This is a genomic window from Micromonospora xinjiangensis, assembly GCF_056150165.1.
The window spans coordinates 649,766-669,947 of sequence record NZ_JAXCFO010000001.1; the positions used below are offsets into that span (position 1 = coordinate 649,766).

Annotated in this window: 19 protein-coding genes; 5 read left to right on the forward strand and 14 right to left on the reverse strand. The window is 74.2% G+C overall.

The genetic code is table 11. The annotated features are described in order from the left end of the window. Positions 1–323: 323 nt before the first annotated feature. Complete coding sequence (locus SM573_RS03100) at positions 324–518, reverse strand: hypothetical protein (protein ID WP_474613929.1); 195 nt, start codon at positions 516–518, stop codon at positions 324–326. Between the two features lie 372 nt (positions 519–890). On the opposite strand from SM573_RS03100, the gene SM573_RS03105 reads away from it, so the two are divergent. Both SM573_RS03105 and SM573_RS03110 read left to right on the forward strand, forming a co-directional pair. Further along, positions 891–2,444: a CAP domain-containing protein gene (locus SM573_RS03105; protein WP_474615422.1), complete on the forward strand. Its 1,554-nt coding sequence runs from the start codon at positions 891–893 to the stop codon at positions 2,442–2,444. A 136-nt stretch (positions 2,445–2,580) separates the two neighbouring features. Further along, positions 2,581–3,417: an endo alpha-1,4 polygalactosaminidase gene (locus SM573_RS03110; protein WP_474615423.1), complete on the forward strand. Its 837-nt coding sequence runs from the start codon at positions 2,581–2,583 to the stop codon at positions 3,415–3,417. Positions 3,418–3,551: 134 nt separating this feature from the next. On the opposite strand, the gene SM573_RS03115 is transcribed toward SM573_RS03110, so the two are convergent. The 9 genes from SM573_RS03115 to rsmD form a co-directional block, all read right to left on the reverse strand. Then, positions 3,552–5,771, reverse strand: a complete 2,220-nt coding sequence (locus SM573_RS03115) for an MMPL family transporter (RefSeq protein ID WP_474613932.1) — start codon at positions 5,769–5,771, stop codon at positions 3,552–3,554. Positions 5,772–5,996: 225 nt separating this feature from the next. Continuing rightward, on the reverse strand, positions 5,997–6,854 hold the full coding sequence (mutM, locus tag SM573_RS03120; protein ID WP_474613933.1) for a bifunctional DNA-formamidopyrimidine glycosylase/DNA-(apurinic or apyrimidinic site) lyase: 858 nt from the start codon (positions 6,852–6,854) through the stop codon (positions 5,997–5,999). Continuing rightward, a complete protein-coding gene (gene rnc / locus SM573_RS03125; protein WP_474613934.1) occupies positions 6,847–7,710 on the reverse strand; it encodes a ribonuclease III in 864 nt (287 codons plus the stop codon). Before rnc ends, mutM begins: the two co-directional genes overlap by 8 nt. Further along, positions 7,707–8,687, reverse strand: coding sequence for a phosphate acyltransferase PlsX (locus SM573_RS03130; protein WP_474615424.1), 981 nt, complete (start codon positions 8,685–8,687; stop codon positions 7,707–7,709). The genes rnc and SM573_RS03130 overlap by 4 nt, the downstream gene beginning before the upstream one ends. A gap of 114 nt (positions 8,688–8,801) precedes the next feature. Continuing rightward, the gene (gene rpmF / locus SM573_RS03135; protein ID WP_076470490.1) at positions 8,802–8,975 is read right to left on the reverse strand and encodes a 50S ribosomal protein L32; all 174 of its coding nucleotides are present in this window, start codon (positions 8,973–8,975) and stop codon (positions 8,802–8,804) included. Positions 8,976–8,980: 5 nt separating this feature from the next. Beyond that, a complete protein-coding gene (locus tag SM573_RS03140) occupies positions 8,981–9,544 on the reverse strand; it encodes a YceD family protein (protein WP_474613936.1) in 564 nt (187 codons plus the stop codon). A gap of 109 nt (positions 9,545–9,653) precedes the next feature. Then, positions 9,654–10,151, reverse strand: coding sequence for a hypothetical protein (locus tag SM573_RS03145; protein ID WP_474613937.1), 498 nt, complete (start codon positions 10,149–10,151; stop codon positions 9,654–9,656). Positions 10,152–10,303: 152 nt separating this feature from the next. Beyond that, a complete protein-coding gene (gene coaD, locus SM573_RS03150; RefSeq protein ID WP_474613938.1) occupies positions 10,304–10,792 on the reverse strand; it encodes a pantetheine-phosphate adenylyltransferase in 489 nt (162 codons plus the stop codon). Then, the gene (gene rsmD / locus SM573_RS03155) at positions 10,789–11,352 is read right to left on the reverse strand and encodes a 16S rRNA (guanine(966)-N(2))-methyltransferase RsmD (RefSeq protein WP_474613939.1); all 564 of its coding nucleotides are present in this window, start codon (positions 11,350–11,352) and stop codon (positions 10,789–10,791) included. Before rsmD ends, coaD begins: the two co-directional genes overlap by 4 nt. A 283-nt stretch (positions 11,353–11,635) precedes the next feature. On the opposite strand from rsmD, the gene SM573_RS03160 reads away from it, so the two are divergent. Next, positions 11,636–12,772: an LPXTG cell wall anchor domain-containing protein gene (locus SM573_RS03160; protein WP_474615425.1), complete on the forward strand. Its 1,137-nt coding sequence runs from the start codon at positions 11,636–11,638 to the stop codon at positions 12,770–12,772. Between the two features lie 86 nt (positions 12,773–12,858). Here the strand turns inward: SM573_RS03160 and recG are convergent, their stop codons facing one another. Beyond that, the gene (gene recG, locus SM573_RS03165; RefSeq protein ID WP_474613941.1) at positions 12,859–15,057 is read right to left on the reverse strand and encodes an ATP-dependent DNA helicase RecG; all 2,199 of its coding nucleotides are present in this window, start codon (positions 15,055–15,057) and stop codon (positions 12,859–12,861) included. Positions 15,058–15,091: 34 nt separating this feature from the next. Continuing rightward, positions 15,092–16,702, reverse strand: a complete 1,611-nt coding sequence (locus SM573_RS03170) for a DAK2 domain-containing protein (RefSeq protein WP_474615426.1) — start codon at positions 16,700–16,702, stop codon at positions 15,092–15,094. Between the two features lie 230 nt (positions 16,703–16,932). On the opposite strand from SM573_RS03170, the gene rpmB reads away from it, so the two are divergent. Continuing rightward, the gene (gene rpmB, locus SM573_RS03175) at positions 16,933–17,124 is read left to right on the forward strand and encodes a 50S ribosomal protein L28 (RefSeq protein WP_120328530.1); all 192 of its coding nucleotides are present in this window, start codon (positions 16,933–16,935) and stop codon (positions 17,122–17,124) included. Positions 17,125–17,375: 251 nt separating this feature from the next. Further along, a complete protein-coding gene (locus SM573_RS03180) occupies positions 17,376–18,629 on the forward strand; it encodes an ATP-grasp domain-containing protein (protein WP_474613943.1) in 1,254 nt (417 codons plus the stop codon). 21 nt (positions 18,630–18,650) lie between these two features. Here the strand turns inward: SM573_RS03180 and SM573_RS03185 are convergent, their stop codons facing one another. Next, complete coding sequence (locus SM573_RS03185; RefSeq protein ID WP_474613944.1) at positions 18,651–19,118, reverse strand: GNAT family N-acetyltransferase; 468 nt, start codon at positions 19,116–19,118, stop codon at positions 18,651–18,653. 29 nt (positions 19,119–19,147) lie between these two features. Then, positions 19,148–20,086, reverse strand: a complete 939-nt coding sequence (locus SM573_RS03190; RefSeq protein WP_474615724.1) for a thiamine-phosphate kinase — start codon at positions 20,084–20,086, stop codon at positions 19,148–19,150. Between the last annotated feature and the right edge of the window lie 96 nt (positions 20,087–20,182).

The window sequence follows — 20,182 nt, forward strand, 5'->3', positions numbered from 1 at the left end:
ATCCTCGTCCGGTGGCCGCCGTACCGTCGCCGGCTGCGCGGACCTGGTGAACTCGCAGACTAACCCGGCGCCCCCGGGCCGCCGGTACGCGACCCGCCCCCGCGCGGCGGCAGCGGCCCGTCCAGCGTCGGCCCTTTCCCGGCATTGTGTGACCGACGACACGCGAGTCGGGCCACCGTTCCTGCGCCAGCGCGGACTTCCGGCGGAGTGCGACAAGATCGAACGATCGGAGGCCGGGGAAATCGTGGAGACAAAGCTGCGCGCCGGCACAGAAGTGTCGGCGCGCTTTTTGCGTGGTGCGATTCAGTTTTCCCGAGCGTGGATCAGGTGAGCGCGGGCTCGGCGAGCCGGAGCAGATCGTCCGCCTCGTTGGCCGCGGCGACGAGCCGATCGTTCTCGGCGCGCAGACGCGTGAGCTCGAACTCCAGTGCCTGAACCCTGGCACGCAGTCGGGTGACCTCGTCGAGCAGACGCCGGTCGGGCGCTGCACCTACGTGGCCGTAGAGGGCCTTCGCCATGTTGACTCCTTGATATGCGCTGCCGGAAAGGCCGGCCAACGCGCGCCCACGTGTTCGCGACTGCCAATCCAGGAGTATCTGGGCATGGCCGGGCGCGACTGGCGACACCTATATATTGAGCCGCAAACCCCCTCGTCGTCAAGTTTTCGCAGGCCGTAGATCATCTCGGCGTCGACCTGACCACTCGTCGGGGGGCTGCCACGAGGCACGGACACGCTCTGTCCGGACGCGTTAACTGTACGCCCGCGTTGGCCGGAAGTCCGCACCCCGGTGACCGTTCTCCCCTTAACTCTTTCTTAGCCACATTGCCGCAGGTCACGGCGCACCCGTAGCGTCAGCCCGGCCCGCAACCGACCCGTGGAGGCGACAGGCGTGTACGGCTGGACCGACCCCAACGACCCGGACGGCGCTCACCGGCGCCCGGAGCCCCCGAGCGACGAACCGTCGTGGCTCACCGACCGTCCGGCGCCACGGTCCGCCTACTTCTTCGGCGACGACCCCGAGCAGTCCACCGGCGTCGGGCGCGACGGGGCCGCCGACAGCTGGCCCGCCGACACCGACCGGACCGGCACCTGGCACGCCGACCGGCCGGCGCCCGGCTGGCGCGACGAGCCGACCGGCCGGTGGTCGCCCGAGCCGTCCTCGTACGACGACCGGCCGGCCGACCGGCACGGTGACGCTCCGCACGGCGGCTGGACCGCCGGGGAGAGCACGCCGTGGTCCGCGCGCCGCGCGCACGGGTGGTCGGCGGACGAGCACACCGCGTCCGGAGGGACCGGCGCCCCCTGGTCCGGCGGGCACGCCGACGAGCAGCGCACCGAGTCGTGGACCGGCGCGCACGCCCGTGAGCCCTGGACCGACCGGCACGCCGACGAGCCCCGGTCGGACGAGCGGACCGGCGGGGCCTGGTCGGACGAGCGCGACGGTGGTTCCTGGTCGGCGGCCGCCGGCGCCTGGGCCGGCGACGAGGGGACGAACCGTACGGGCGGATACGCCGCAGACGGCACCGCGTACGGGGTGCGGCCCGGTGGCTGGGCCGCCGAGGCGGCCGCCCCGGGTCGGGCCTTCGACGACACCGCCCCGCTGCACCCGGTCACGCCGCACGCCCCCGGCGATGATCGGGGTGGATGGGGCCGGACGGGCGACCCCGACGGCCGGTCGGGCGACGAGGGACGGCACCCCGGGCGGCGGCTCCGTCGTCCCCTGCTCATCGGCGGCGCCGCGGCGGCGGCCACCCTCGTGGTGAGTCTCGGCGTGGGTGCGCTCGCCCTGCCCGGTGACGACAGCGGGGCGGCCCGGACGACCGCGGTCGACGACACCGCCGCCGCCGCTCCGGAGCTGACCACCGAGGGCGTACCCGTTCCGGAGGCGACCTCCCCCTCCCCGACCGCCTCGCCGAGCACGCTGCGCCCCACCCCGTCGGCGAGCCGCACCACCCGCCCTGCCCCCAAGCCGTCGCGGACCACCGCGCCGTCTCGGCGCACCGCCGAGCGGAGCACCGCCCCGAGCACGGGCGGCACCACGACCGCGGCGGGTGGCACCGTCAGCAGCCAGGCCCGCGAGGTGGTGAACCTGGTCAACGCCGAGCGGGCGAAGGCCGGCTGCGACCCGGTGAGCGTCGACGACAAGCTGATGACGGCCGCCCAGCGGCACAGCCAGGACCAGGCCGACCACCAGAACATGTCGCACACCGGCAGCGACGGCAGCGACCCGGGCGACCGAATCGACCGGGTGGGCTACGAATGGCGCACCTACGGTGAGAACGTCGCCTGGAACCAGAAGACGCCGGCCGCGGTGATGGACGCCTGGATGAACAGCCCCGGCCACCGGGCCAACATCCTCAACTGCGCGTTCACCGAGATCGGCGTCGGCATCGCGAACAGCAACGGGCCGTACTGGACGCAGGTCTTCGCCGCGCCGCGCTGACCCGGGGACTCCGGCGCTGGGGCCGGTCGGCGAGTCGTCGGCGGGCCGCGCTCGTTTCACCGGGTGAGGTGCGCCGGTGTGGGGGCGGCGTACCGGTGCGGACGGCGGGGCGCCGTCCGGGACCCGGGAGCTGCCGATGCCTGTCCGGCCGCGCCGACGCGCCGCGCGGCGGCGTCGCGCGTTGCGCACCGGGGTCGTGCTGCTCCTGTTGCTACCGATGTCCGGCTGCCGGCTGGAGGTGGCCCCGCCCGGGGCGCCCACCCCGTGGCCGGCGGCGTCGGCCCGCCACTGGCAGTGGCAGTGGCAGCTCACCGGCCGGGTCGATCCGGACGTGGACGCGGACGTCTTCCTGCTCGACGCGGTACGGACCACCTCGGCCGAGACGGCCGAGCTGCGCGCGCGGGACCGCCGGCTGGTCTGTCAGGTGCACGTCGGGTCGGTCCGGCCCGACGACCCGGACGCCAGCCGTTTCCCCGCGAGCGCCATGGGCGAGCCCGGGCCGCGCCCGGAGAGCCGGTGGCTGGACGTACGCCAGTGGAGCGCGCTCGAACCGGCGCTGGCCGACCGGTTCCGGCTCTGCCGCGGCAAGGGCTTCGGCGCCGTCGCGCTGGCGGACGCGGACGCCTACCTGCACCGTTCCGGCTTCCCGCTCGACTTCGACGACCAGCTCCGGTTCAACCGCCGGGTCGCCGGTCTCGTCCGCTCCCTGGACCTCTCCCCCGGGCTGATGAACGACGTGCCCCAGCTCGCGGCGTTGGCCCCGGACTTCGACTTCGCGGTCAACGAGGAGTGCGTCCGGCGGGGCGAGTGCGCCAAGCTGCTGCCGTTCGTCGAGGTTGGCAAGCCCGTCTTCCACGTCGAGTACACCGGCTCGACCGCCGACTTCTGCGTCACCACGGTCGGCTACGGCTTCGCGTCGATCCGCAAGCAGCGCGCCCTCGACGCCTGGCGGGACTCCTGCGCGCTGCCCTGACCAGGGGCGGGGCCGCCGGAGAGCGGCCGAGCGAACCGCGCCGGCCACGGGGGAGGACGGGAAGAGCGGGCCGCGCTCCGCGCGGCCCGCTCCCGGGCGACGGAGGCCACGTACGGTGCCCCCGGCACCGGTCGTCAGCGGACGGTGACCAGCTCCGGCGCGGGCGCCGGCGGGTCCGTCGGCGTGGTGGCGGACCGGCCGCGCAGGAAGCGGGGGGCCCACCAGTTCGCGTCGCCGAGCAGGGTCATGAGCGCCGGCAGCACCACCGCACGGATGATCGTGGCGTCCAGCAGGATCGCCGCCGCGAGGCCGATGCCGAGCTGCTTCATGTCGATGGTGCTCAGCGTCGCGAAGATCGAGAAGACGCCGACCATCACGATCGCCGCGCTGCTCACCACCCCCGCCGAGGACGTGATGCCGTGCGCCACCGCGTCGCGGTTGGACATGCCGCCACGGATCGCCTCGCGGATCCGGCTCACCACGAACACGTGGTAGTCCATCGACAGGCCGAACAGGACCACAAAGAGGAAGAGCGGCAGCCAGGAGACGATCGCCCCCATCGAGGTGAAGCCGAGCAGGTCGTCCGCCCAGCCGCCCTGGAAGACCAGCACCAGCAGGCCGTACGCGGCGCCGGCCGAGAGCAGGTTCAGCACGATCGAGCTGACGGCCACCACCACCGAGCGGAACGTGAACGTCATCACCAGGAAGGTGAGCGCCAGCACGAACCCCATGACGATCGGCAGCTTCTCGCGGACGTGCTTCGCGTAGTCCTCGCTGGCGGCCACGCCACCGCCGATCGCGTACTCGGCGCCGGGGATGCCGCGCAGTTCGGCGGGGACCAGGTCGTCGCGGAGCCGGTGCAGCGAGTCGACGGCCTTCTGGTCCCGGCTGGCGTAGGGCGTGGCGACGTCGAGCACGCTGACCCGCCGGTCCTCCGACACCAGGATCTTCGGCCCGTCCGCCTCGACCGGGGCGAAGAGCGGGTCACCGCCGGCACGGGCGGCCAGGTCGGTGAGGGCGGCACGCACCCGGTCCGCCTCGGCCGCCGGCGCCCGCACCGCCACGGTGTGGCTGGTGCCGGTGCTCGGGAAGGCGGCGGTCAGCCGGTCGTACGCCTGCATCGCGGGCGTGCTGCGGGGCAGGTCCTCCATGCCGGGGAACTTCAGCTTCATGCCGAGCGCCGGCGCGGCCAGGGCGAGCAGCAGCCCGACCGAGACCACGAGGGTGGCCACGGGCGCCCGCAGCGCCGGGCGCAGTAGCGCGGGCCAGAGCTTCGGCGCCGCCGGCGCGCCGTGCCGCCCGGTGCGCGGCGCGGTCAACCGCCAGAGCAGCGGCACCCGGGGCCGGTCGACCCAGCGGCCCAGCTTGGCCAGCAGCGCGGGCAGCACGGTCAGCGAGCCGGTGACCGCCACCGCGACCACGAGTATCGAACCCACCGCCAGGCTGGAGAAGACCGCGTCGTTGGCGAGCAGCAGCCCCGCCATCGAGATGATCACGGCGACGCCCGAGACGACCACGGCATGGCCGGACGTCTCCGCGGCGATCTCCACCGCGTCGAGCCCGGACCGCCCCTTCGCCCGTTCCTCGCGCTCGCGGCGGACGTAGAAGAGCGAGTAGTCGACGCCGACGGCCATGCCGATGAGCAGGATGACGCTGGCCGTCACGTCGGTCGCCGGTACCAGGTGGGAGGCGAGGGTGGAGAGCCCCATCGCCGCCGCGACCGAGGAGAGCGCCAGCAGCACCGGTACGCCCGCCGCGATCAACGCGCCGAAGGCGATGATCAGGATGGCCAGGGTCACCGGCAGGCTGAGCAGCTCGGCCCGCTTGAAGTCCTTGCCGAGCGTGTCGTCCAGCGCCTTGCCGATCGACGGGCCGCCGACCTGCTCCACCCGCAGCTGCGGGTGGGCGGCCTGCACACCGGCGGTCGCGTCCCGCAGGGGCTGGAGCCGGTCGGAGGCGCTCTCCGGATCACCGGAGAGGGTGATGGGCAGCAGCAGCGCCGAGCCGTCCCGGGCCGGCATCGCCTGCCCCACCTCGGCGACCCCGGTGACGTCGCGCATCCGGGTTGCCGCGTCGTCGGCCGCCGCCCGCGCCGCCGCCTGATCCAGGGTGCCGGTGCGCGCGGTGATGAGGACGTTCTCCACCGCCGGTTCGTGGAAGTTCCCCCCGTCCACGATCAGCCCGGCCCGGCCGGACTCACCGATCGCCTGGTCGGCGTCGGTCGCCTCGTTCAGCCCGGCCGCGTTTCCCCCCACGAAGCAGACCGCCACGAACACCACCCACAGCGCGATGGCGCGCCACGGATGCTCGGCGCTCCACCGCGCCAGCCGGACCGTCACCGGTCTCGCCCCCATTGCCTCGTCCCCCGTCTCGCTCGACCCCCTGCCAACGGTGCCGACGTTAGGGACGCGACGGGGCGTGGACATCCGGGAGCGCCCCCGGCCCGCCCCGGAGCCGGCCCCCACGGGACCGGCGGAACGGGCGGGGGGCCGGACGCCGGACGAACGGATGGAGCGGCCCGGTGGGTCCCGGAGCGTCCGGGCGGGACACGCCGCCCGCGCCCCCGACCCGGCTCGGGGTCATCCCCGAAGCGATCCCCGAGGGCGGGGCTGACAGCGCGGGCAGCTGTACGAGGAGCGGTTCATGAACGGCTCGCGACGGATCGGCGCGCCGCAGCGGGGGCACGGCTCACCCTCCCGCCCGTAGACGTTGAGCGACCGGTCGAAGTACCCGCTCTCGCCGTTGACGTTGACGTAGAGGGCGTCGAAGCTCGTGCCCCCCGACTTGATGGCCTCGCCCAGCACGTCGCGGACGTGCCCGAGCAGCCGCTGCGCGGCCGGCCCGGTCAGCGCGTCGGTGGGCCGCGCCCCGTGCAACCGGGCCCGCCAGAGCGCCTCGTCGGCGTAGATGTTGCCGACCCCGGAGATCAACGTCTGGTCGAGCAACGCGCGCTTGACCTCGGTGTGCCGCCGCCGCAGCGCGGCCACGAACGCCGCGTCGGAGAAGAGCGGGTCCATCGGATCCCGGGCGATGTGCGCGATCTCGGCGGGCAGCTCCGCGCCGCCCTCGCTCACCGCGAGCCCTCCGAACGTGCGCTGGTCGACGAAGCGCAGCTCGGGCCCGTCGTCGGCGAACCGGAACCGGACCCGCAGATGCGTCTCGTCGGGGGCGTCGGCGGGTTGCAGCAGCAGTTGACCGGACATGCCGAGGTGCCCCACCACCGCGTCACCGCTGTCCAGCGGCAGCCAGAGGTACTTGCCGCGCCGGCGTACGTCGAGCACCGTCCGGTCGACCAGGACGTCGGCGAAGTGCTCGCCGCCGGGGGTGTGGCGGCGCACGGCCCGCGGGTGGCGCACCTCGACGGAGGCGATCCTGCGGTTGGTCACCCACTGGGCGAGCCCCTGCCGGATGGTCTCGACCTCGGGCAGCTCAGGCATGCGCGGACTCCGAGCCGGCGGGCTCGGCCCCCGGCGTCCCGTCGGCGCTCACCGGGCCGGCGCCGTTGCCGTCGGCGGATCCGTTGCCCCCGGCGTCGCCCGGCCGGGCGGCGCTGGCCCCACCGTCGCGCTGACCGGCCCGCTCCGCCTGCTCGGTGAGGTTCCGCCAGGCCGCCTCGGCGGCCCGCTGCTCGGCCTCCTTCTTGCTGCGCCCCTCGGCACCGCCGTAGCGGTTGCCGGCGACGACGACCCACGCCGTGAACGTCTTCAGGTGGTCCGGGCCGGTGCCCTCGATGCGGTACTCGGGCACCCCCAGGCCCAGCGCGGCGGTCAGCTCCTGAAGGCTGGTCTTCCAGTCCAGGGCCGCGCCGCGACCGGCCGACTCGGCCATCAGCGGGTCGAAGAGCCGGTGGATCACCTTGGCGGCCGTGTCCAGGCCGTACTGAAGGTAGATCGCCCCGAGCAGCGCCTCCAGCGTGTCGGCGAGGATGCTCGCCTTGTCCCGGCCGCCGGTGGTCTCCTCGCCCTTGCCCAGCAGCAGGTACGCGCCGAGGCCCTCCGGCCCGAGGCCGCGGGCCACGTCGGCCAGCGCGCGCATGTTGACGACACTGGCACGCAGCTTCGCCAGCTGCCCCTCGGGCAGGTCCGGGTGGTTGTGGAAGAGGGCCGTGGTGATCACCACGCCGAGCACCGAGTCGCCGAGGAACTCCAACCGCTCGTTGGTGGGCAGACCACCGTTCTCGTACGCGTACGAGCGGTGTGTCAGCGCGCGTTCCAGCAGCGCCGGGTCGAGTGACACGCCGAACGCGGCCTCGAGGTGACCGACGGACGCCCGCCGACGCTTGTCGTTGCTCATGATGTGGCTACCTCGGTGTCGATGATGTGGTCAGGAGCCCTCAGGGCGTGCGCGGCGACCAGCGCGGCGACCTGGTCCGCGGCGCGGCGTCGCCACAGGTGGGCGGCGAGGGCGATGCCGGAGGCGACGTCGTCGGCGCCGGCGGCGCCGTGGCAGACCACCACGGTGCCGGCGACGCCGAGCAAGGCGGCCCCGCGGGGTGCGGCGCCGGCGGGGGGACCGCCGGCCAGCGCGTACGCGCCCTCGACCGCCTTGAGCAGCACGTTACCGGTGAACCCGTCGGTGACCACGACGTCGGCGCGCGTGCCGAGGGAGACGTCGTACCCCTCGACGAGACCGACGTAGCGGGCGCCGCAGGGCAACGGTTCGGCGGCGAGCACCGGATCGGCGGCGCGGCGTACCTGGTCGCCCTTGCCCGCCTCGGTGCCGACGGAGAGCAGCCCCACCCGCGGGGCGTCGACGGCGTGCGCCACGGCGGCGTACGCGGCGCCGAGCACGGCGTGCCGGGCGAGGGTGGCCGGGCGGGGTACGAGGGAGCCGCCCACGTCGAGCAGCACGACGGGGCCAGCGAGCGCCGGCAGGGTGGCGACGAGGGCCGGCTGGCGGACCTCCGGCCAGCGGCCGAGCGCGAGGGCGGCGGCGGTGACGGTGGCGCCGGTCGAGCCGGCGGAGACCACCGCGTCGGCGGTGCCGTCGCGCAGGGCCTCGACCGCGTCCCGGACGGTGCTCTCCGCACGCGCGGCGCTGGGATGGTCGGCCATACCAACCGCGCTCCGGACGGGGCGCACCGCGATCCGGGCCCGGTCGACCGGGTCCAGGGCGGCGATCACCGGCTCGGCGGCCTCGGGCGGGCCGACGAGCAGCAGGCGCAGGTCCGGATCGGCGCGTACGGCCCGCAGAGCGCCGTCAACCACGACGGCGGGAGCATCGTCCCCGCCGAGGAGGTCAACGGCGATCCGCACGGTGCCCGGCTCCACAGGAACGCCGGCCGGAGCGGGCCGGTCGGCGTCGGTGGGAGCCGGGGCACCGGGCGATTGCCAGGGTGTGCGCGCCGCCCGACCAGGGGTCGGGGGCGTCACTCGGCGTCCAGGTCAGACCTCGAGGACCTGACGGCCGTTGTACGTGCCGCAGACGGAGCAGGCGGCGTGCGGCAGCTTCGGGGACTTGCACTGCGGGCACGCCACGGTCGCGACCGCCGCGGTCTTCCACTGCGCCCGGCGGGACCGGGTGTTGCTGCGCGACATCTTGCGCTTGGGGACGGCCACGGTTCTTACTCCTCTTTACGGGTCAGTTGCGACAGGCTTGCCCATCGCGGGTCGATCTGCTGGTGGCTGTGGTCGGCCGGCAGATCGTCCCAGTGCACCCCGCACTCGGGGCACAGGCCTGGGCAGTCCTCCCGGCAGAGCGGGTTCGTCGGCAGTGTGAGCACCACCGCGTCCCGCAACGCCGGTTCCAGGTCGATCAGATCGCCCTGCATCCGGCCCACCTCGTCCTCGTCGGTCGTGGTGTCCGTGGTGCTGTTCTCGTACGCGTACAGCTCCTGAATCCGCACGACCACCGAGTCGTTGATCTCGCGCAGGCAGCGGCTGCACTCGCCCCGGACGGGACCGCTGACGGTCCCCGAGACGAGCACACCCTCGGACACCGACTCCAGCCTCAGGTCGAGGTCGAGGTCCGCGCCCTCCGGCACGCCGATCAGCTCCACGCCGAGGTCCTCCGGTGCCGGAACGACCCGTTTGACCGTACGCAACGCGCCAGGCCGACGCGGCAGGTCCCTCGTGTCGAGGACCAGCGGCGACCTGGGGTCGAGTGGGCTTGGCGAGTGTTTGGGCATAGTCAGACTCCGGCCGGTGCGAGGCCGACATACGAGGTTACCTGGGCGGTCGCCCGAACGTCGAACCGGGGGCGACGCCGGCCCCACGCGCCGGCTGCCGTGGTGCCGCTCAGAAGGGTAGCGGGCGCTCCGCCTCGTCACCGGCGAAGGTCCCGATCTCGCGCAGCGCGTGCATCTTGTCGCGCCCACGCTCTATCGAGGCGAGCGCCCTGGTCAGGAACTGCTCGAAGTTGGCCAGGGCGGTGTCGACGTAGTCGTCGACCTCCTCCCGCAGCCGCTGGGCCTCGGCCCGCGCCTCCGCGATGATCCGGGCGCCCTCGTGCTCCGCGGAGACAGTGATCTCGTTCACCGAGACCAGTCGGGCGTGCTCCGCCTCGCCCTCGCTGATGATCCGGTCGGCCTCGCGCTTGCCGGCCTCCATGATCTTGTCGCGCTCCTCCAGCAGGGCGGCGGCCCGGCGCAGGTCGGCGGGGAGTTCGGCGCGGAGTTCGTCCAGGGCGGCGATCATCTCGCCCCGGTCGACCATGCAGTTGTTCCGGGACATCGGGACGGACCGCGCCGCCTCCACCATGGCGATCAGTTCGTCGATGCGATCGAGCGGGTCCACCGGTACCTCACTCCTGTCGTTCGTCGGCCGACCTACATGATGCGGGCTACGGCCGGTTTCCCGCTCCACTCATCATGGCGTGCGCGGGCATCCGCCCCCGCCCCCGGTCCCCCGGCGCGTCGCGCGGGCCGAGAGCCCGAGATCGGGAGGGGTCAGGAGCGCGGAGGTGGGGTCAGGCGGGACTCGAGCTCCGCCCGGACCCGGTCGGGGACGTGGGCGGAGACGTCGCCGCCCCACTTGGCCACGTCCTTCACGAGGCTGGACGACAGGAACGAGTAGAGCGGGTTCGTCGGCATGAAGAGCGTCTCGACGCCGGCCAGCCCGATGTTCATCTGCGCCATCTGGAGCTCGTAGTCGAAGTCGCTGACGGCACGGAGGCCCTTGATCAACACACTCGCCTGCTGCGCGCGGCAGAAGTCGACAAGCAGTCCGCGGAACGACTCCACCCGCACGTTGTCGTACGAGGCGGTCACCTCGCGGAGCATGTCGATGCGCTCCTCGACGGTGAACAGGCCGCTCTTCGACTGGTTCACCAGCACGCCGACGATCACCTCGTCGAACAGGCGGCTCGCCCGGCCGATGATGTCGAGGTGTCCGTTCGTGACCGGGTCGAAGGAGCCGGGACAGACCGCACGTCTCATGATCGGCGACCGTACCAAAGCGTGGTCTCCCCGTAACGGCGGCTGCGCTCTCCGGTGATGCCCGGCACCCAGGGCAGCGGGCCGCCCCGGCTGGACCGCTCCACCACCACGAGCGAGTCCGGGGCCAGCCAGTCGTGCTCCACCAGCGCGGTGAGCATCGCCGCGATCTCCTCGTCCGGCACCGCGTACGGCGGGTCGGCGAAGACCACGTCGTACGGCCCGGCCTGGGGCCCCGCGGCGAGCACGGTGGCGACCCGGCCGGTGACCAGGCGGGCCGCGGGGGCCGCGCCGAGCGCGGCGACGTTCTCCCGGATCACGCGGGCCGCCCGCGCGTCCGACTCCACGAGCAGCACGTGCTCGGCGCCCCGGGACAACGCCTCCAGCCCGACGGCGCCGGAGCCGGCGTACAGGTCGGCGACCCGCGCTCCCACCAGGTCCACCTCCGCCTGCACCGCGCTGAACAGCGCCTCCCGCACCCGGTCCGAGGTGGGCCGGGTGCCGGCGCCGGGCGGCGCGGCGATGCGTCGCCCACCGAACGCCCCCGCGACGATCCGGGTCACGGCTTCCTCCTGCTCATGCCCCGACGCTACGCGACGGCGGACCGGCGCTCCGTCGTCGGGCACCGCCCGCGACCCGTGCGGCGCAACACTTGCGTGATCGCAACGAAACCGGGACGCGACACCGGGTATATCTAAGATCACGAATTCGCATCATCACTCTTAGGTTTCGCTGAGAGCTGTGACAGGTCGAGGCGGATCGCTATGGTCTGCCGGGTGTCGGGCGTCGTGTGACCATTCCGCCCCGTCCGACACAGTCTCCGGTTACCCCGAATCAGGAGTAGACGTGAATCGTCTGAACCTCCGGCGCGTCACGGCGATTGCCGCCGGCGCGCTGATCGGCCTCGGTGGCGTCGCAACCTTCGCCGCCCCGGCCAGCGCCCACCACAGCGAGGTCAAGGTCACTGCCGAGTGCGACACCGCCGCCGGCGAGTGGGTCACGACCTGGACCGTCACGACGGTCGCCCCCCGGGGCGTGCAGACCTACAAGCTCACGAAGGCCGACGCCGAGAGCAGGAGCGGTGACAAGGCCACCGCGTTCACCATCGACGGCATCCAGGCCACCCAGGACGAGTCGTACCCGTACGAGGTGGGCAAGCCCGTCGTGGGCACGGCCCGGCTCGCGGGCGACGTCACCGAGGCCTCGCTGAGCGTCCGCGCCGAGTGGGACAACAAGTGGAAGGAGGAGGACGACAAGGGCGCCTCGATCAAGTTCAGCGAGAGCTGCGACAAGGTCGTCACTCCGCCGCCGGCCACCGCCAACCCGAAGGCCACGGTGACCGCCGACTGCACCGGCGAGGTCGCGGTGAAGCTGGAGAACGGCAAGGAGGCGACCAAGCCGGCCGCCTTCACCGTCACCGGCGGCAAGGACTTCACCAAGGAGGTCGAGGTCGAGCCGGGCGAGGACGCGACCGTCAAGGTTCCGGCCGAGAACGCCGACAAGATCACCGTCACCGAGGCGGGCCAGGAGAAGCCGCTCTTCGACGACAAGCCCGCCGAGGCCAAGGACTGCGTCAAGCCCGGCGAGCCCTCGGGCGGCTACCTGTCCACCTGCGACGAGTTGATCATCGAGGTCTCGAACCCGGAGGACGGCAAGACGGTGACGATCACCCTCACCCCGAACAAGGGCGAGGCCAAGACCCTGACCGTCGAGCCCGGCAAGACCGGCACCGTCGCGTTCCCGGCCGAGGAGGGCCTGAAGGTCACCCCGAGCGCCGAGGGCCTCGACGAGACCGAGCCGATCGCCTGGGAGAAGCCGAAGGACTGCGACACCCCCGGCCAGGGTGGTGGCGGTGACGAGCCGACGCTGCCGCTGACCGGCGCCGCCACCGGCGGCATCATCGCCGGCGCGGCCGTGCTGCTGGCCGCCGGTGTGGCGCTGTTCCTGGTGGCCCGCCGCCGCAAGGTGCGCTTCACCGCCTGAACCGCCTGACCGTACGGTCCGAGGGCGCGTCGACCAGCCGGTCGGCGCGCCCTCGGCGTGTCCGCGTGCCTACCAACCGACCGAGGTCAGCCCTTCTCCAGGTACTCCGCCCGCTCCTCGTCCACCAGGGCGGCCACCGAGGCGGCCAACGCCGGGTGCCGGGTCAGTTCCGGGTCCTCCTCGACCAGCGTCATCGCCTCGGCCCGCGCGTCCCGGATCAGATCGGCGTCCCGCAGCAGCGAGAGCAGGCGCAGGTGCGAGCGGCGCCCGGACTGGGTGGCGCCGAGCACGTCACCCTCGCGACGCTGCTCCAGGTCGAGCTCGGCCAGCTTGAACCCGTCCGTGGTGGACGCCACCGCGTCGAGCCGTTCCCGGGCCGGGCTCCCCTCCGGCGCCTCGGTGACCAGCAGGCACAGGCCGGCCGCCGAGCCCCGGCCCACCCGACCCCGCAGCTGGTGCAGCTGGGAGACCCCGAACCGGTCGGCGTCCAGCACGATCATCACGGTGGCGTTGGGCACGTTGACGCCCACCTCGACCACCGTGGTCGCCACCAGCACGTCCAGATCGCCGTCGGCGAAGGAGCGCATCACGGCGTCCTTCTCGTCGGCCGGCAGGCGCCCGTGCAGCACCCCGATGCGCAGCCCGTGCAGCGGCCCCTCGGCGAGCAGCGGCGCCACCTCGGTGACCGCCAACGGTGGCCGCCGCCCGGAGTCGTCCTCCCGCGGCGCCTCCTCGTCGCTCTGCGGCCCCTCACCGATCCGCGGGCACACCACGTACGCCTGGTGGCCGGCGGCCACCTCCTCCCGCAGCCGGCGCCAGGCGCGGTCGAGGAAGGCCGGCTTCTCCGCGGCCGGTACCACGTGCGAGGCGATCGGCGAGCGCCCCTGCGGCAGCTGGGAGAGCGTGGAGATCTCCAGGTCGCCGTAGACGGTCATCGCGACCGTCCGCGGGATCGGGGTGGCGGTCATGACGAGCACGTGGGGCGGCTGGTCGGCCTTGGCGCGCAGCGCGTCCCGCTGCTCCACGCCGAAGCGGTGCTGCTCGTCGACCACCACGAGACCGAGGTCCTGGAAGTCGACGCCCTCGTAGAGCAGGGCGTGGGTGCCGAGCACGATGCCGGCCCGCCCCTCGGCCACCTCGGCCAGCGCGCGCCGCCGGGCCGCCGCGCCGAGCGAGCCGGTCACCAGCTCCACCCGCGTCGCGTCGTCGGCCGCACCCAGCTCGCCGGAGCGGGCGAGCGGACCGAGCAGGTCGAGCATGCCCCGGTAGTGCTGGGCGGCGAGCACCTCGGTGGGGGCGAGCAGCGCCGCCTGCCCGCCGGCGTCGACCACCTGGAGCATGGCCCGTAGCGCGACGACGGTCTTGCCGGAACCCACCTCGCCCTGCAGCAGCCGGTGCATCGGGTGCGCGGTGGCCAGGTCGGCGGCGATCTCCCGCCCGACGGCCTGCTGGCCGGGCGTCAGCTCGTACGGCAGCCGGGCGTCGAACGCGTCCACCAGGCCACCAGCCCGCGGCGGCCGGGCCTTCGCCGGCCAGTCCGCCGCCCGGTGCTTGCGCTGCACCAGGGTCAGCTGCACCGCGAACGCCTCGTCCCACTTGAGCCTGCGCCGGGCCCGGTAGAGCTCCTCCTTGCTGGAGGGGCGGTGGATCTCCCGCAACGCGGCGCCGATGCCGACCAGGTTGCGGCTGGCCCGGACCGTGGCGGGCAGCGGGTCGTCCGGCGGGGTGAAGGTGTCGAGCACCACCCGGACGCACCGGGCGATCACCCAGGTCGGCACGGCCGCCGCGGCCGGGTAGACGGGGATCAGCGCGCCGGCGAACTCCTCGACCTCCTCGTTGGCGGCCGCCTCACCCTCGCCGCCCTCGCCCAGCAGGACGTACTCCGGGCCGTTGAGCTGCCGCTTGCCCCGGAACTCGGTGACCTTGCCGGCGAAGAGCCCCCACCGCCCGGGGCGCAGCTCCCGCTCGCGCCACGCCTGGTTGCCGAAGAAGGTCAGCGTCAGCACGCCGCCGGAGCCGTCGCCCACGGTCACCTCGAGCAGGTTGCCCCGCCGTTGGCGCATCGGGCGCACCGCGGTGCGCTGCACCTGCGCCAGCACCGTGACCTGCTCGCCGACGGCCAGCGAGCGGATGTCCGTGTGCTCGCCGCGCTCGTCGTAACGGCGCGGGAAGTGGTAGATCAGGTCACCGGCCGTGTGCAGGTCGAGATGGGTGGCGAGGGCCTTGGCCGTCCGCTCGCCGACCAGCTTCTTCAGCGGTGTGTCCACCGTGGCCGGATCGCTCATGCCGCCACTCCCGCCCTCCACGTGCTCCGCCCGCTCATTCGACCCCCACCAGGAGCGGGTAGTGCGGTTGCCCGCCCGGGTACGCCTGCACCTCCACGAACGGCCACCGCTGCCCGACGTGCCCGCGAACCGCGTCGACGAGGCCGGCCGGGGCGTCCGCCCCGGAGATGAGGGTGACCAGCTCGCCACCACCGCCCAGCATCCGGTCGACCACGGCGGCGCAGGTGTCGACCAGGTCGGTGCCGATCAGGTGCACCTCCCCCTCGACCAGGGCGAGGACGTCGCCCGGCTGGCAGGGACCGGCCACGGTGAGGGCCTCGCGGCTGGCGTAGCAGACCTCGGCGTAGCGACAGGCCCCCGCCGCCTCGGCCATCGCGATCACGTCGTCCTCGAAACGGCGCCCGGGGTCGCGGACGGCCAGGGCGGCGAGCGCCTGCACCGGCGAACGGGTCGGCACGACGCTGACCTTGACCCCGAGCTGGTGCGCCTCCCGCGCCGCCACGCTCGCCACCGCCTCCGTGTTCGGGTCGTTGGGCAGCACCACGACCCGGGCCGCGCCGGTGGAGCGGATGGCGTCCAGCAGCTCACCGGTGGACGGGTTGCCGGGCACCACCGTCGCGCCCTCGGCGCCGAACAGCTCGGCGATCCCGGCGCCGGGGGCCACCACGACGGCCGCCCGGCCGTCGGTCGCCGCGGGTGGGGGCGGGATCTGGTCGGCGAAGCGGGTCACCGAGATCCCGTGCGGCCGGCCGGCGACCACCCCCGCCTCGATCGCGGCGCCGACGTCGATGACGTGCACGTGCACGTTCCAGGTGCCCGCGCCCCCGGCGCCGTCCCCGACGATCACGACGGAGTCACCGAGCGCGTCGAGGACGCCCCGCATCCGCTCCACCGCCTCCCGCTCCGCGTCGAGCAGGAACTGCACCTCGTAGGCGTACCGGTCGGAGCCGGTCTCCCGGACGGTGACGGCCGGCGGGGCGACGGCCCGGGGCGCGGGCGCCGGCCTGGCGGGGCGTTCCCCGGTGACCACCTCGACCAGGGCGTCCAGCAGGAGGCACAGCCCTTGACCACCGGCGTCGACCACGCCGGCCCGGGCCAGCGCCGGCAGCTGGTCGGGGGTCCGCGCGAGCGCGACGGCGGCCTCCCCGGCCGCCGCGCCGGCCACGGCGCGCAGGTCGTCGGTGTCGGCGCGCTCGGCCCCGGCGGCCGCCGCGGCGACCACGCTGAGCACAGTGCCCTCCACCGGCCGGGCGACCGCGGCGTAGGCGGCGGTGGTCGCGTCGCGCAGCGCGGCGGCGAGCGCTCGCCCGCGCACCGCGGGCACGGCGCCGGCCGCGTCGGCGAAGCCGCGCAGGATCTGCGAGAGGATCACCCCCGAGTTGCCCCGGGCCCCGAGCAGCGCGCCCCGGGCCATGAGCCGCAGCGCGTGCCCGTGCGCGGTGGCCTCGCCGTCGGGGAGGGTGTCGAGGTCCATGGCGAGCGCCTGCTGCGCCGAGGTCAGGGTGAGCACCAGGTTGGTGCCGGTGTCGCCGTCGGGCACCGGGTAGACGTTGAGTTGGTCGATCTCGGTCTGGTGCCGCTTGAGCGTGGCGAGCCCACCCGCGCACCAACGGCGGACCGCGGCGGCGTCGAGGATCTCCAGCACGGCGAGAAGCCTACTGGCGCGCGCCGACAGCCGCCGGGCTCGTCCGGCGTGTCCCGGGCGGCCCGCTATCCTGGCCTGCGGCTCCGTTCCGCCGGCGGCCGGTGGGCCCGTGGTCGCCGGCAGGTGGCCCGGTTGGGCGGGGCGGCCGGTCATCGGGTAACCTGGCCAGGTTGCCCGGGCAGCGCCTGCCGCCGGCGACCTCATGAACGTTTCAATCTCAGGAGTATCCCGTGGCTAGCGTGTGCGACGTCTGTGGCAAGGGGCCGGGCTTCGGCCACAACGTGTCCCACTCGCACCGGCGGACCAACCGCCGCTGGAACCCGAACATCCAGTCGGTGCGTACCCCGGCCGGTGGTGGCACCACCCGGAAGATGAAGGTCTGCACCTCGTGCATCAAGGCCGGCAAGGTCACCCGCGCCTGATCCGGTAGCGGACACACTCTGATCGACGGCACAGCCGGCGGACCGCATGGTCCGCCGGCTTTTGTCGTGCCCACCGCCGGGCGCGCCGCCGCCCTGTCGCCGTGACGGCCGGCGGGCCGCCGGCGTGCCAGTCGGCCGGCCGCCGCTGACGGGTTGACGACGACGGATGGACCGGGGCCGTACGTCCGGTTAGGGTCTCCCTGCGCCGGGTGCCGGATCGTCCGGTGCGGCGATGACGGGGAGGGCGTGTCGTGCGGGACCTGGGCCGCGACGAAATGATCATCTTCGGGGCCTCGCACGGCATGCTGCGCTGGTTCGCCGACGACCTGCCCGCCGGCAGCGTCGTGCTCGTCGAGGAACCCGACGTGATCGACCGTCGCGACATCGTGCGCCTCGCGCGGGAGCTGCCCTTCATCTCCCGGCTCGTCCCGGCGGAGTACCAGACGGGCCTGGACGCCGAAGCCCTGCTCACCCGCGAGCCCGGGCTCCGCTCCGCCCGGCTGGTGATGCCCGGCATGGAGTACGCGGTGGGCGCCGCCGCCCGGCTCGCGGACGCGCTCGGTCTGCCCGGCGCCGGGGTCGCCGCCGCGGACGTCTTCTCCGACAAGCACCGGATGCGGCTGCTGGCGGCCGAGGCCGGCCTCGCCAATCCGGCCTTCGAGCTGGTCGATGATCCCGACCGGGCGGTCGCGTTCGCCCGCCGGCACGGCGGCCGGTGCGTGCTGAAGCCCACCCGCCGCTCCGGCAGCCTCGGGGTGCAGATCCTCACCGATCCGGAGCAGATCGCCGCGCACTGGGGCGAGACCGCCAGCCCGGAGGCGCCGCCGGAGGCCACCGAGCGCGGGCTGCCCACGGCCGTACTCGTGGAGCAGGTGCTCGACGGCCGGGAGCACAGCGTCGAGTTGCTGGTCGCCGACGGCGAGGTCATCTTCGGCAACGTGACCGACAAGCGGGTGCTGCCCGGGCGGCGTCCGGTGGAGTCCGGCCACACCGTCCCGTCCCAGCTGCCCGACGACGTCCGGCGGGCCCTGCTCGACTCGGCCGCCCGGCTGGGCCGCGCCGCCGGCTTCCGCACCGGCGTGCTGCACAGCGAGTGGATCGTGGCCGAGGGCGTGCCCACCCTGGTCGAGTGCGCCGCCCGGCTCCCCGGTGACATGATCACCGCACTGATCTCGATCGCGTACGAGTGCGGGTTCATCGAGGCGTACCTGCGGACGCTGCGCGGTGAGCGGCCCACCCTCCCCACCCGCACGACCGGTGGGGCGGCCGTGGAGTTCCTGGTGGCCACGCCGGGCACCGTCACCGGCGTCGACGGCGTCCGGGCCGCCCGGCGGGTGCCCGGGGTGCTGAACGTGCAGCTCGACGTCACGACCGGCGCCACGGTCGGCGAGGTGACCAACTCGCTGGCCCGCAGCGGGCACGTCATGGCGTGGGGCGTCGACCCGACCGAGGCCACCGCCAGCGCCGCCAAGGCCGCCGAGCAGATCCAGATCGCCACCGCCTGATCCGGGGCGGGCCGGCTCGGGTCAGAGCGTGCGGCCGAACGAGATGCAGCCGGGCGCGTCCTTGTAGAAGCCGAAATTCGGGATGCGCTCGTAGCCGGCCGAGGTGTACATGGCGACCGCCTCGGGCTGCCGGTCGCCGCACTCCAGGATCATGCGCTTGCGCCCGTGCTCGCGGGCCGAGCGCTCGACCGCCGCGAGCACCGCGCGCGCCACCCCGCGTCCCCGCGCCTCCGGGGCCGTGTACATGCGCTTCAGCTCGGCGGTGTCGCCCTCCTCACCGTGGCTGCGCCAGCCGCCGCAACCCACCGGCGTCCCGTCGAGGTGGGCGACGAGGAAGGCACCGACCGGCGGGACGAACTCCGCCGGGTCCACCGGGGTCTCGTCGCCGCTGCCGCCGTACCGGGCGCCCAGATCGGCGAGCGCGGCCCGGATGAGCTGCTGCGCCACGGGCGAGTCGAACGGCACGGTGTGAATCTCGATCTCGTTCACCGGTAAAGGTTACGACCCGCCTCGGGCCCTTACCGGAAGTGGTCCCAGCCTGGCGATCCGGCGTACGGCTCACCGTCGACGGTCACTCCCGCCCCGGCGGCCACCCGACCGATCGGGCGCCACGTCGGTGGCAGGGCCACCTCCGGCGGGAAGGTGGCGACCAGGGCGTGGTCGTCCCCACCGCCCAGCACCCAGTCGTACGGGTCGACGCCGAGCGCCTGCGCGGCGTCCCGCATCTGCCGGGGCACCTCGAACGCGTCCCGCCGCAGGTCGACACCGACCTTGCTGGCCTTCGCCACGTGCCCCAGGTCGGCCAGCAGCCCGTCCGACACGTCGATCATCGAGGTGGCCCCGAGCCGGGCGGCCTCCGGCCCGGCGGCGTAGGGCACCTCCGGCCGCCGGTACGCCTCGACGAGCAGCCGTGGTGTGCGGAACCCGCGGGAGAGCACCGTCAGCCCGGCCGCCGCGTGGCCGGTACGGCCGGCGAGAGCCACCACGTCCCCCGGTCGGGCGCCGGAGCGCCGCACCGGCGCCAGCCCACCGAGGTCCCCCAGCGCGGTCACCGCGATGGTCAGCGTGGGGCTGGCCGACATGTCGCCGCCGACCACGCTCGCCCCCACCGTGGCCGCCTCGGCGGCCAGCCCGTCGGCCAGCTCCTCCGCCCAGCCCGGTTCCAGATCCGCCGGCATGCAGAGGGCGACGAGCAGGGCCGTCGGGGTGGCCCCCATCGCGGCGATGTCGGCGAGGTTCGCCGCCGCCGCCCGGTGCCCGACGTCCCGGGCACCACCCCAGTCGCGTCGGAAGTGCCGCCCCTCGACCAGCACGTCGGTGGACGCGACGACCCGGCTGTCCGGCGCCGCGACCACGGCCGCGTCGTCGCCGGGGCCGAGCAGGGTCGCCGGCCCGTACGCCAGACGTGAGGTCACCCGCTCGATCAACCCGAACTCGCCGACGCCCGCGACGCTCACCCCGCCACCCTCGTTCCGCTCCTGCCGCCCGGCCCCGCCGTGCTCGCTCACCGCTGCTCCTCGACCACCGATAGGGATCGGACCTGCACCGTACGG